This window comes from Microcystis wesenbergii NRERC-220 (genome assembly GCF_032027425.1).
In the GTDB taxonomy this organism is placed as follows: Bacteria; Cyanobacteriota; Cyanobacteriia; order Cyanobacteriales; family Microcystaceae; genus Microcystis; species Microcystis wesenbergii_A.
In genome coordinates this window covers 380,812-393,112 of record NZ_JAVSJA010000001.1, presented here as the reverse complement: position 1 = coordinate 393,112, position 12,301 = coordinate 380,812, and the positions used below count along the sequence as shown (strand labels likewise).

At 44.9% G+C, this 12,301-nt stretch carries 11 protein-coding genes; 6 read left to right on the top strand and 5 right to left on the bottom strand.

Annotated features, from left to right (window positions below):
- Positions 1-240: 240 nt before the first annotated feature.
- Positions 241-2,628, top strand: a complete 2,388-nt coding sequence (locus RAM70_RS01945; RefSeq protein WP_312672068.1) for an ATP-dependent Clp protease ATP-binding subunit — start codon at positions 241-243, stop codon at positions 2,626-2,628.
- Between the two features lie 54 nt (positions 2,629-2,682).
- Here RAM70_RS01945 and RAM70_RS01940 read toward each other — a convergent pair whose 3' ends face one another.
- A complete protein-coding gene (locus RAM70_RS01940; RefSeq protein WP_002760440.1) occupies positions 2,683-2,823 on the bottom strand; it encodes a hypothetical protein in 141 nt (46 codons plus the stop codon).
- 605 nt (positions 2,824-3,428) lie between these two features.
- On the opposite strand from RAM70_RS01940, the gene atpD reads away from it, so the two are divergent.
- A complete protein-coding gene (gene atpD / locus RAM70_RS01935) occupies positions 3,429-4,877 on the top strand; it encodes a F0F1 ATP synthase subunit beta (RefSeq protein ID WP_045359926.1) in 1,449 nt (482 codons plus the stop codon).
- 74 nt (positions 4,878-4,951) lie between these two features.
- On the top strand, positions 4,952-5,368 hold the full coding sequence (gene atpC / locus RAM70_RS01930) for an ATP synthase F1 subunit epsilon (protein WP_002735380.1): 417 nt from the start codon (positions 4,952-4,954) through the stop codon (positions 5,366-5,368).
- A gap of 437 nt (positions 5,369-5,805) precedes the next feature.
- Here atpC and RAM70_RS01925 read toward each other — a convergent pair whose 3' ends face one another.
- Positions 5,806-6,129, bottom strand: coding sequence for a 30S ribosomal protein PSRP-3 (locus RAM70_RS01925; protein WP_002760450.1), 324 nt, complete (start codon positions 6,127-6,129; stop codon positions 5,806-5,808).
- A 103-nt stretch (positions 6,130-6,232) separates the two neighbouring features.
- On the opposite strand from RAM70_RS01925, the gene mutT reads away from it, so the two are divergent.
- From mutT to mraY, 3 genes are read left to right on the top strand one after another with little or no spacing between them, the layout of a single operon-like run.
- Complete coding sequence (gene mutT / locus RAM70_RS01920; protein ID WP_045359927.1) at positions 6,233-6,655, top strand: 8-oxo-dGTP diphosphatase MutT; 423 nt, start codon at positions 6,233-6,235, stop codon at positions 6,653-6,655.
- Positions 6,652-6,915, top strand: coding sequence for a DUF3134 domain-containing protein (locus tag RAM70_RS01915; RefSeq protein WP_002735746.1), 264 nt, complete (start codon positions 6,652-6,654; stop codon positions 6,913-6,915). Before mutT ends, RAM70_RS01915 begins: the two co-directional genes overlap by 4 nt.
- Before the next feature lie 45 nt (positions 6,916-6,960).
- Complete coding sequence (gene mraY, locus RAM70_RS01910; RefSeq protein WP_045359928.1) at positions 6,961-8,028, top strand: phospho-N-acetylmuramoyl-pentapeptide-transferase; 1,068 nt, start codon at positions 6,961-6,963, stop codon at positions 8,026-8,028.
- On the opposite strand, the gene RAM70_RS01905 is transcribed toward mraY, so the two are convergent.
- The 3 genes from RAM70_RS01905 to RAM70_RS01895 form a co-directional block, all read right to left on the bottom strand.
- On the bottom strand, positions 8,029-8,352 hold the full coding sequence (locus tag RAM70_RS01905) for a HesB/IscA family protein (RefSeq protein WP_287998786.1): 324 nt from the start codon (positions 8,350-8,352) through the stop codon (positions 8,029-8,031).
- Positions 8,353-8,529: 177 nt separating this feature from the next.
- On the bottom strand, positions 8,530-10,356 hold the full coding sequence (locus RAM70_RS01900; RefSeq protein WP_312672064.1) for a serine/threonine protein kinase: 1,827 nt from the start codon (positions 10,354-10,356) through the stop codon (positions 8,530-8,532).
- 346 nt (positions 10,357-10,702) lie between these two features.
- Positions 10,703-12,106, bottom strand: coding sequence for a TldD/PmbA family protein (locus tag RAM70_RS01895; protein ID WP_190380442.1), 1,404 nt, complete (start codon positions 12,104-12,106; stop codon positions 10,703-10,705).
- Between the last annotated feature and the right edge of the window lie 195 nt (positions 12,107-12,301).

Genomic DNA, 12,301 nt, shown 5'->3' with positions numbered 1-12,301 from the left:
CATCATCTCCCCCCGCAAGGCGCACGAAGTGGTCTCCCCACCTCCCCCCGCAACGCGCACGAAGTGGTCTCCCCACTCCCCCATCACCCCACTTCATAATTCATAATTCATAATTCATAATTCCCACTCCCTACTCCTGTCCCCTAACCCACCCTGCTGATACGGATATCCCCCTTCCGGCTAATGTAAAGAAAACGTTACAGTAACAGGTAAAGCCCAGTAGCCAGGAAGCCGTCGATCATGTTTGAATACTTTAACCAGAAAGCTATCAAAGCGGTGATGTTCGCCCAAGAAGAAGCCCGTCGTACCGGTCACAGTGTCGTGGGTACGGAGCATTTACTGTTAGGATTGATAGGAGAAGCCACCGCCACCGCAGCCTCAATTCTCAAGGATTTAAAAGTCACCCTGCACGAAAGTCGCCGCCTGATTGAAGGAATGACCGGCCGCGGCACCGGTTACAGTCCCGTTAATATCCCTTTTACCCCGAAAGCGAAAAAGATGTTCGAGCAAGCATTTCAGGAAGCTCGACAATTAGGGGAACAGGCGATCGCACCTGAACATCTATTACTCGCTATCACCGCCGATCCCGAATCCCTAGCCGCTAAAATTTTAATTATGCAGGGTGTTGATTTGATCAAACTTCGCAGCCTTTTAATTAAAAATGCCGGGGAAAAAGTCGCTAGTGGTCGCTTCACGGCAAAGAGTGACTATGAAGACCAGAAAAATGCTCCCCAAGGCGGTATTTTAGCCCAATATAGTCGCAATTTAAGCCAAGAGGTCAAAAACGGCAAAATTGACCCTGTAATCGGTAGAGAGGCAGAAATCGAGCGAGTTATCCAAATTTTGGGCCGTCGCGGCAAGAATAACCCGATTTTACTCGGTGAGCCGGGGGTGGGGAAAACAGCGATCGCTGAAGGTTTAGCACAACTCATCCATAATGGCGATATTCCCGAACTTTTGCGGGATAAACAGGTAATTGCCCTCGATATGGGGTCTTTACTGGCGGGAACCCGTTTTCGCGGCGATTTTGAGGAACGTTTAAAGGGTGTTGTGGAGGAAGTTCGCAAATCGGGCAGTATTATCCTGTTTATCGATGAAATTCACACTCTTGTGGGTGCTGGTAGCATGGGAGGAGCCATGGATGCTTCTAACTTGCTTAAACCTGCTTTAGCTCGCGGGGAGTTACAGTGTTTAGGAGCCACCACTCTCGATGAGTATAAACAGCATATTGAGCGAGATGCGGCTCTAGAAAGACGTTTTCAGCCAGTTATGGTGGGAGAACCGACTAAAGAGCAAGCGATCGAGATTTTACGCGGTTTAAAAGCCACCTACGAGGATTTCCATCAGGTAAAATACGATCAAAAAGCGATCGAAGCTGCCGTTAATCTATCCTCTCGCTATATCAATGATCGCTTTTTACCGGACAAAGCGATCGATCTTCTCGATGAAGCGGGATCCCGCACCCATCTGCGCTATTCCCTGCAAAGTAAAAGTCCCGCAGAGGTTAGCGAAGAATCACCCCTAATTAACCCCGAATCTTTAATTCCAGTGGTGGATGCGGAGGAAATCGCCCAAATTGTCGCCGCTTGGACTGGTATTCCCGTTACCCAATTAACTGAAACTGAGTCGGAATCGCTCTTAAATCTGGAATATCAACTGCACGAGCGGATTATTGGTCAACAGGAGGCAGTAAATGCCGTTTCTCGTGCTATTCGTCGAGCGCGAGTAAATTTAAAGAATCCTAACCGTCCGATTGCCTCGTTTATTTTTGCCGGTCCCACGGGAGTGGGTAAAACTGAATTAACGAAAGCCTTAGCTAAGTTGCTCTTTGGCTCAGAATCCAGTATGATTCGCCTAGATATGTCGGAATTTATGGAATCCCACACGGTTTCTAAGTTAATTGGTGCGCCTCCCGGATACATCGGTTACAATGAAGGCGGTCAGTTAACGGAAGCAGTGCGTCGTCAACCCTATAGAGTGGTCTTGTTTGACGAAATCGAGAAAGCACATCCCGATGTTTTTAATCTTCTCCTGCAACTGTTAGAAGATGGTCATTTGACCGATTCCCAAGGTCGTCGGGTGGACTTTAAGAATACCCTAATTATCATGACCTCGAATATTGGCTCAAAAGTCATCGAAAAAGGCGGTAATAGCTTAGGATTCGAGATTGCTGACGATTTTGCTCAATCCCGTTACCAACAGATTTCTAATCGGGTGACAGAGGAGTTAAAACAATATTTCCGTCCCGAATTTCTCAACCGTCTCGATGAAATCATTGTTTTCCGACAGTTAACTCGCGAAGAAGTTACCCAGATTGCCGATATTCTGATCGCAGATCTAGCCAAACAATTGACAGAAAAAGGCATTTCTGTGGAGGTTACCGCCGCTTTCAAGGATTTGGTCATCAATGAGGGTTATGATCCTAGCTACGGTGCGCGGCCTTTACGTCGTGCCTTAACTCGACGCTTAGAGGATAGTTTAGCCGAGGCGATGTTATCGGGAAAAGTCAATTCTGGAGACCATGCGATATTAGATGTAACTGCTGAAGCTGTGGTGACAGTCTCTAGTCATCAGCGCTCTGAGCAGAGCGATATTCTCTCGCAATTACAGTTACAATCGGTGGGTTAATCCGCTCAAAAATTGCTTTTTTCGGGGTTGAAAATTTTTCAACCCCGATTTTTATCATCCTGGAAAAATAACTTCTAGGGGAGCGGGAATCATCTCGCTACGAAAGTCAAGAATCTGAACTAGGATTAAATAGGCAACGGCGATTAAAATCGAAATCGCTCCCGTGATAATAGCGATAATTTTAGCAGAATTCATATAGTTAACCGATAATTTCCTGAGATTGCCGCAAAAGCTACCGAAATTTATTCTCATCTACGATTGCGAGCCTAAACAATTGAAACTGAAGATATCTTACAGCACAATTCTCCCGGACGGTTGCGAGAAGGGAGTGCGTCTCAGTAAAGCTGTCCCTTGAAAATTTGACAGGAGATAGTCCTTGCGGCTCAATGTATAGATTAAAATCTATGGTAAAGCTTACAATTATTTGTTAATTGAATCTATACAACCAGCAAAACCCTTGCTATAATCGACAATATATGGTAACAGACCAATTCCATGCACTGCATCCGCGTAGGCATCTTCAAAGTTGATCAACCTCGCTTTGTTTTAAGGTAGGCTAAGGCCTGCCTTACTTTTTATCAGTGATCAGTGATCAGTAACCAGTAAGCAGAAAATTGCCATTTAATACCAATCACCGCTCAGACTGTCCACGGAAAACTCACATCTGATCACTGGTAACTGATAACTGATAACTGATCTGATCCCCTAGCGTGATAAGCTGAGTATTGGCTAATTTTACAAAAAATTAAGACTTTCCCCTTGTGGGAGTTATCAGCTAAAACCCAGAGTAGACATAAACAATGGTAGCGACAACAGAAACTAACGTTGGTAAAATCGTCCAGATCATCGGTCCTGTCATCGATGCCGAATTTCCCAGTGGCAAACTGCCCCGTATTTATAATGCCTTAACCGTAAAAGGAACCAACTCCGCCGGTCAAAATCTATCGGTTACTTGTGAAGTGCAACAGTTACTCGGTGATAACCAAGTGCGCGCCGTTGCCATGAGTACCACCGATGGTTTAGTGCGCGGTATGGATATCGTGGACACCGGCGCAGCGATTAGCGTTCCCGTGGGTAAATGCACCCTCGGTCGGATTTTTAACGTTCTTGGTGAACCCGTGGACGAAAAAGGACCGGTTAACGTCACCGAAACCTCTCCTATTCACCGTCCCGCTCCCAAATTAGTCGATCTTGAAGTAACACCGACGGTTTTTGAAACCGGTATCAAGGTGATTGACCTGCTCACCCCCTACCGTCAAGGGGGCAAAATCGGCCTCTTTGGGGGTGCTGGTGTGGGCAAAACCGTCATTATGATGGAATTAATCAACAATATCGCCATTCAACACGGTGGTGTCTCGGTTTTTGGCGGTGTGGGTGAAAGAACCCGCGAGGGAAACGACCTCTACAACGAGATGATCGAATCGAAGGTAATCAACGCTGATAACCCCGAAGAATCGAAAATCGCCCTCGTTTACGGTCAGATGAACGAACCCCCCGGAGCGAGAATGCGCGTCGGTCTCTCCGCTTTGACCATGGCCGAATATTTCCGCGATGTCAACAAGCAAGACGTACTCTTATTTGTCGATAATATCTTCCGTTTCGTGCAAGCTGGTTCGGAAGTATCGGCGCTCCTCGGTCGGATGCCTTCTGCGGTAGGATACCAACCCACCCTCGGCACTGACGTAGGCGACCTGCAAGAGCGGATTACCTCCACCAAAGAAGGATCGATCACTTCCATCCAAGCGGTCTATGTACCGGCGGATGACTTGACTGACCCCGCTCCCGCTACTACCTTCGCTCACTTGGATGGAACTACTGTACTATCCCGTGGTCTGGCTTCCAAAGGTATCTATCCGGCGGTAGATCCCCTCGGTTCCACCAGCACCATGCTCCAAGCTGATATCGTCGGTGATGAACACTACGGCACCGCTCGCGCCGTCCAATCTACCCTGCAGCGCTATAAGGAGTTACAGGACATCATCGCTATTCTCGGTTTAGACGAATTATCGGAAGAAGATCGTCTCACCGTTGACCGCGCTCGCAAAATTGAGCGTTTCCTCTCGCAACCTTTCTTCGTGGCCGAAGTGTTCACCGGTTCCCCGGGTAAATACGTTACCCTCGCTGATACGATCAAAGGCTTCCAGATGATCCTCAAAGGTGAACTCGATAGCTTACCCGAACAAGCGTTCTATATGGTCGGCAATATCGATGAAGCGATCGCTAAAGGCGAAAAACTCAAAAAAGGCTAATGAAAAGTCAGTAGTAACCGCTAAACGCGGTTACTTAACCCAGAAATCTGCCAAAATTATCGTTATTATCACCAATGAGCATTACAGTACGGGTTATTACACCCGATCGCATTGTCTGGGATAACGTGGCTGAAGAAGTAATCCTACCCAGTTCCACGGGACAATTAGGTATTCTTAGTGGTCACGCTCCTTTATTAACTGCCCTGAATATTGGCGTAATGCGAATTCGACCGGGGAAAGACTGGGAAAATATCGCAGTTTTGGGCGGTTTTGCCGAAGTCGAAAATAATGAGATCAAAGTCCTCGTTAATGGGGCGGAATTAGGCTCAAAAATCGATAAAGAAAAAGCTCGCGCCGAATACGAACGGGCCCAAACTCGTCTCGATGAAGTCAGTAAAGGGGATGACCGTCGCAAAACTATCCAAGCGCAACAATCATGGCGCAAAGCTCGCGCTAGATACCAGGCCGCCGGCGGTTTAGTATCGGTTTAAACCCAACCAAATTAAATTAAAGCAAAATCGGGCGGGTTTATATAAACCTACCCGATTCTTTTTCAGTTATCAGTTATCAGATTTGAGGTTTCAGTGAATACTGTTAAGTAGTCGTGCAAAATTAATTTCCTAGTGAAGATAGGCAAGAGGCAAGAGGCAAGAGGTGTTTAGATATGTGTAATTAATTTTGCTTAGGTACTTATTGAGAAGTTGCTGTTCTCCTGCTGATCGGTGATTACTGGAAAAGTTTCCTGTTTTCCGTTGCCTAAAACTGGAGATTTTGTCGCTCCCCATTAAGATAACTGCTAAGCTAAGACGCATTTAAAACGCTTATTCTTAGATTAGCCGAACCTTCCCCAATCCCTTTACTGTTGCCTTTTGACTCTTGCCTCTTGCCTCGTCTCAACAAGCAATTTAAATTACGAACAGCTTATAAATTAATTGCTACCACTAAAAACAACTTCGGGGAATTTTAACTGTGCATCGGCCATGGGGATTTGTCGGCCTTGATTGCGTAACTCTTGCCAAAAATTAATTACTTCTGTGGCTTTGTTGAGAACATCAACGCGATCGGACTCATCAATCCAGTGTTTTGCTTCTAACTCCTCTTGGAGTTGTTGCCAAGCATCATTGCGCGGCCAGAAAAAATAAGCGGTCAGGGGGCTAGTTCCTTTGCCGACCACCTGATCTACAGCGATCGCTACGTTCTGATCTAACCACAATACTTTTAAAATAAACTTTGATTCGGAACTGACTGTCATTGTTAATCGTTAATCGTACAATTCTCGATCATATCATCTTTTGACTCAATTTTCCGCAGTCAGTTTTTAACTATTTTTTCCTATTTTTTCGCCAATAACCGCTATGATTCCCGAAACAGACTCTTTAGCTTCTAAACAAATCGGTGTGGCCGTAATTAGAGATGATCGAGATTTAATTTTAATCGATCGCCGTCTAGCCAAGGGACTCTTGGGCGGTTTTTGGGAATTCCCCGGGGGCAAAATCGAAGGCAATGAAACGGTACAGGAATGTATTAAACGGGAGATATTAGAAGAAATTGGCATTGAAATCGCAGTTGATAGTCATTTAATCACTATCGATCACACCTATAGTCATTTTCGGGTGAATCTACAAGTATATAACTGTCGTTATCTCAGCGGCCAAGCGAGAGCGATCGAATGTGAAGAAATCCGCTGGGTAACTATCCAGGAACTAGATAATTACACTTTCCCCGCGGCCAATCAAGAGATTATCAGAGCCTTAAAAGACATGGTAAACTCGAAATGATTGCTGTTAATCGTCGAGTGATTATGCTTAATCCTTCTATTCGTCAAGAACCCCGCTACGAACCGGCCGCGGTTATTCCCCTAAAAAAAGACGCTTCCATTGTCGAGTGGTTAGAAAAAAATAATCGCATGATTCCCCGGGATAAAATCGCCGAACCGGATCTGACTCTCGAAGAAGATGTGGAACTATCTGAACTGATGGATGTCGATGATATCGGTTATGATGACGACGAGGATGAATTAGTCTTAGATGAAGATTAATCCCGTCTTCTTTGGCAAATTTTCCCCTTATCTGGCGCTTTAGTCGTGAACGCTAACATTTTTTCCGCCCCTATCTTTAAAAAACCCACTGGAACCCATCTCCTGATTCTACTAACGGGACTACTATTTCTGTTAGTAGTTTTTTTTCAGTCCACTAATTCCCTGTTACTCCCCCTGATGGCCACAACGTTAATCAGTGGTGGTCTTGGTTGTCAAGTAGTACCGGTGCTGCGACGCTTGAAAATGGGTCAGATTATGCGCGAAGATGGACCACAGGCTCATTTAAAGAAAGCAGGAACCCCGACAATGGGAGGCAGCTTTTTTGTGCCAGTAGCCCTTATTTTCGCTTTAATCTGGTCTAAATTCACTCCTAATGTGGTGGCGGTTGCTTTGCTGACTTTTGCTTACATGGGTATCGGTTGGTTAGATGATTGGCAAATTCTGCGTTATAAGTCGAATAAAGGCCTATCCCCCCGGATGAAGTTAATTTTACAGATAACGGGGGCGGTGCTTTTTTGTCTCTGGATGTTGGTCAATCAGGTGAGTACCGATATCACCCTTTGGGGTCGATTAGTGATTCCTTTGGGCTTTTTCTTCTGGATTTTGGCGGGATTTGTCCTTGTGGCTGAAAGTAACGCCACTAATCTCACCGATGGGGTGGATGGATTAGCGGGGGGAACAGGTGCGATCGCTTTTTTGGGTTTAGGTCTTATTATCGCCCCTAGTCATCCGGATTTAGCGATTTTCTGCACTTGTTTTGCTGGTGCTTGTCTAGGCTTCATTTTTCATAACCGCAACCCCGCTAAAGTGTTCATGGGTGATACGGGTTCCCTCGCTTTGGGAGGTGCTTTAGCTGCGGTGGGTTTAATTACTGGACATCTCTGGGGATTATTTTTAATTAGTGGTCTGTTCTTTCTGGAATCTCTTTCGGTAATCGCTCAGGTTATCTATTATAAAGCCACAAAAGGACCCGATGGCCAGGGCAAAAGATTATTAAAAATGGCTCCTTTTCATCATCATTTAGAATTAAGTGGTTGGACGGAAACCAAGATTGTGGGAGCATTTTATCTGGTTAATGCGCTTTTAGTTGTCTTGGCTATTTGGAGTAGTTAATTAAGCACTAAAGGAAAGACCACAACCGCAGGTATTTTTGGTGTTGGCATTGGTAAAACGGAAACCACCACCCATGAGATCTTCTGAATAGTCTAATTTTAAAATTTGTAGGTAGCGATCGCTGTCAGGATCGACTAAAATATTAATACCCTGACTTTGATAAAAGCGATCGTTTTCTGCCGGAATATCGGTTAATTCGAGATGGTAGTGAAGTCCCGAACAACCTCCGTTTTTTACTGCCAAACGCAGATAGGAACCGCTCAGGCGACGGCTTTGACTCCAACGTTCAATTTCTCTAGCGGCGGCGGGACTTAATTCGATCATTGTTTTTGAGACTATTGTGATAATAATATCAAGTTATTGTGAACTTATACCTAACAGTTGACCATTCTTGATGCCAACCCATCCCTTATGGGGAACAGTTTTGATATCATAACCTGTAAACTCCCTTGATACCAGCAATTGACGCAGAGGATTGGAAAAAAGCAGGTTGGGAAAAATCTACGGTTCAATCAAATTCTGGGATTCTTGGCGGCGGTGTTGGGCTTTTAATCTTACCAGTTTCAACGGTGGATAAATTAACATTCCTGCTAGGGGTAAAGCAGCAGCAGTTAAACCAGCAAGCAGATAAGAATTAAAGCCAATTACTGCACCAATTCCTGTTAAAATACCTGTAGCTGCCGTCAAAACAGACAAAGCGATAGCCCGCCCCCCATTCCAGGGAATTGCCCTAATTGCTCTTTCAATCGCCCAGCTAATCGCCAGCACCACGCCAAACCCCAGTGAAATCGCCAGCGGTATCTTAATTGAGTCGATAATCTCAAAAGTGTCAATCACTCCCGTACTCGCCCAGCGAATCACCCCGCCAATCACCACTACAATCATCCAGCCAATCGGCCCCAAGACTCCTGAAAACATAAACAAAAGCAGGTAACCCGAAAGCGGATCATTCTCATAGTCAAACCAATGCCTATTCTTTGACGAGTAAATCCCCAGGGCAATCGCCGTGAAAATCCCCACGGCAATCCACCTGCCAATCACAATTTCCAACAGCCCAACCTGTAACCCAATACCTGAAATGAGCGCTAAAACTAAACCAAAAGCTAATATAAACCCATAAGGCGGAAGAGAAACATTGGGTTGGAGGGGGGCAGTTTTAACCTTAACTTTTAAATAATACTTTTCCTGTCTTGCATTACTGTTTAAAACAATCTCCCTTTCATAATTTTTATTGGCTTTTAACTTGCTGGTATCAACCCTAAGCAAACAATTAACCTGATTACTCTCAAATTTTCGTGGCGAAAAACTAATCCAACTGTGACTATCGGGAGTATGCGGCGGATCTTTAGGATGAGGAGAAACTGACCATTCTCCTTGTAGCATAGTATCAGGAATAGTATTAGTAACTGTGATAGTTTTGCTCAGTTCTTGACCAACGGAATTGGCCACAAAATCTAATTCTAATTTATCTAAACTAACCTCTGGAATGCGGATTAAATCTAGAGATTTTAACGCTTCCAAAGCTAACCGGGCATTTTGGTAACGGTTAGCTGGATTAGGCTCAACCATTTTTTCTAACCATTGAATAAACCCTAAACTAAACTTAGATACTTTGTCTTTGAAAGTAATTTTGTTAGTAGAAAAATCAACCAAAGTACCAATATCAGCCGATTTAGTTTGAGTGATTAAACAGATTAAGGTCGCTCCTAATCCATATAAATCAGAAGCTTTAGTTAATTTTTGATTATGGACTTGTTCGGGAGGCATAAATCCAAGTGTACCCCCTATCAGACTGCTCAAAGCCATTGTACTATTGCCAATTCTCGCCAAGCCAAAATCAATTAAATAAGCTTTTATCTCTCCCCCATCTGCAAGAGACGAGACAGAAGAAATCTCATCAACTAAAACATTTTCTGGTTTAATATCGCGGTGGAAAATGCTCGGCTTTCTCTTTTGCAAATAAATCAAAATTTCTAAGACTTGTGTGGCAATACTTTTGATCTCTTCAGGACTAAAACCACGAAGTTTTGATAAAGGTTGAGCCTCTTTATATTCCTGGACTAAACATAAACCATTACTTGGATCAAATTGCGCCAAATATCGGGGAATACCAGGATGATTTAACCCTTGTAAAACCTCAATTTCTCTTTCAATTGCCTTGTAACTATCCCAATCACTCCTAGTAGCAAAGCGAAACTGTTTAATCACCACTGGCTTTTCGTTGGCGATTTCAAGAGCCTTATAGGTAATTATACCTCCTTGAAGATTCTGATTGAGTTGCTCAGTAACTTGATAACCGTAGGCACTAAAATCAGGCAGGGTAGTCATGGCTGTCAGAGAAAAACAATATAAGTAGGTAGGTGCAATTAATTTTCTGGGGAATTGAGTCACAGCAAGCCTTTCAAGGCTATCCATCTTATATCTAATTCCAACTACCTACTTAGTAACCGTTCAGAGCGGGTCAAGTAGCCAGTGGTCTTGACTCTGTGGAAGGACTCTCTTGGGGCAGCAGAGTCAGCATTAATTGTTGGTATCGACCGTAGGTACTTTTCATCGATGTCTCTCAGATTACCAGATTTCGTCCCCCCCTGAACGATTATTAAGTTTCTAACCTTCTTTTTAGGTAGGAGAATTGCCAGATTCTTTCTGGGGGCCTCTTGCCTTCAGAAGCTGATTACTGAATATCTGCTTCTCCCCCCACCACCACATCGCGGATACGGAGACTGGGGCCACCGCAGCCAACCGGTAAACCACTTTGACCCCCTTTTCCGCAGCCCCCCGACTCATCCCAGTAGAAATCATCACCAATTGCCTCAATATTGGCTAGGGTTTTAAAGACATTACCGGAGAGAGTCACATCTTTAACGGGTTCAGCAATTTCTCCATCGCGAATCATCCAAGCTTCCCCGGCGCTAAAAGTGAACATTTCGCCGTTAGTCATGCCTCCCTGCCAATTTTGGGCATAAACTCCCGTTTTTATCCCCGAAAATAACTCTTTAACGGGAGTGGTTCCCCGTTCAATCCAAGTGTTGGTCATGCGGACAATGGGCGGATAATGATAATTGAGACAACGGGCGTTACCGGTCGGTTTTTCGCCTAATTTGCCCGCCGTTTCCCGCGAATGCAGTCTTCCCACCAAAACCCCATCTTTAATTAACTGAGTCGTCGTCGCGGGGGTTCCCTCATCGTCATAAAAATAACTGCCCCGATGACCTTCTGGACCTGCCCCGTCAAAGATTTGCAGGTTATCTGGTCCAAAACGTTTGCCCATACTCATCACTTCCAAAAGGTCGGGATTTTCGTATAACATATCTGCCTCGGAAAGGTGGCCAAAAGCCTCATGGACGAACAGACCGGTTAAAATGGGATCGATGACGACGGTGTAGGTATCGCCCTTGACAGGGGGCAAAACTAGGGCTTGTACGGCCCGTTTAGCCGACCCTTGCACCTGTTCTTCTAAATTGACCAGATCCTCGAAAGCTTTTCGGGATCCCGTGGTTTCCCGGCCCGTTTGTACGCTGTCGCCATCCCTAGCGGTGGCCGAAAAACGCATTTCTAAGTCCGACCATTTTTGTTCGATTAAAGTCCCGTCAGAAGTGCCTAAAAGAATATGTTGACTGCTATCGCTGTAACGGACGGAAGTGGTGGCAATACTGGCATGGTGTTGACGCAGTAAGTTATTATAGCGATCGCAGAGGGCTTTTTTATCGGCTAATGGCACTAAACGGGGGTCCGTTCCCGTTAAAGGCAATTCACAGGAGATAATTACAGGTTCTACCGGAGCAATCAGGGTTTCTTCTTCCCCAATTAAACGGGCAGCAGCGATCGCATCTTCTAATCGTTCCTGTAAACTGGATAATTGATTAAAGCTGGCAAATCCCCAACCTCCTTTATAACAGGCGCGTACCTGACCACCGATAGCAATACCTTCGCTGAGGGTTTCTACTCGTTCGGAACGCAGTAGAATATTAGTCCCCCGCGCTTCTTCCAGACGAATTGTCAGGAAATCGACGCGGTTTTTATAACGGTTAATCAGTTCACTAATTAGGTTTTTATAGTCGGTGAGAGTATCGGTCATGGGAATTAGGAAGTGGGGTGTGGGGTGTGGGGTGTGGGGTGTGGGGTGTGGGGGAATTATGAATTATGAATTATGAATTGGGGAGCAGGGAGTGGGGTGTGGGGAGAATAAATAAAAATAATCTCCTGTCTCCTGACTACTGATAACTGATAACTGACTACTGATAACTGATAACTGATAACTGATAACTGATAA

Bases quoted from the DNA above. Each gene is read 5' to 3' on its own strand.
- RAM70_RS01945 (WP_312672068.1), top strand. From the start codon at position 241: ATGTTTGAATACTTTAACCAGAAAGCTATCAAAGCGGTGATGTTCGCC.
- RAM70_RS01940 (WP_002760440.1), bottom strand. From the start codon at position 2,823: ATGAATTCTGCTAAAATTATCGCTATTATCACGGGAGCGATTTCGATT.
- atpD (WP_045359926.1), top strand. From the start codon at position 3,429: ATGGTAGCGACAACAGAAACTAACGTTGGTAAAATCGTCCAGATCATC.
- atpC (WP_002735380.1), top strand. From the start codon at position 4,952: ATGAGCATTACAGTACGGGTTATTACACCCGATCGCATTGTCTGGGAT.
- RAM70_RS01925 (WP_002760450.1), bottom strand. From the start codon at position 6,129: ATGACAGTCAGTTCCGAATCAAAGTTTATTTTAAAAGTATTGTGGTTA.
- mutT (WP_045359927.1), top strand. From the start codon at position 6,233: ATGATTCCCGAAACAGACTCTTTAGCTTCTAAACAAATCGGTGTGGCC.
- RAM70_RS01915 (WP_002735746.1), top strand. From the start codon at position 6,652: ATGATTGCTGTTAATCGTCGAGTGATTATGCTTAATCCTTCTATTCGT.
- RAM70_RS01905 (WP_287998786.1), bottom strand. From the start codon at position 8,352: ATGATCGAATTAAGTCCCGCCGCCGCTAGAGAAATTGAACGTTGGAGT.
- RAM70_RS01900 (WP_312672064.1), bottom strand. From the start codon at position 10,356: ATGACTACCCTGCCTGATTTTAGTGCCTACGGTTATCAAGTTACTGAG.
- RAM70_RS01895 (WP_190380442.1), bottom strand. From the start codon at position 12,106: ATGACCGATACTCTCACCGACTATAAAAACCTAATTAGTGAACTGATT.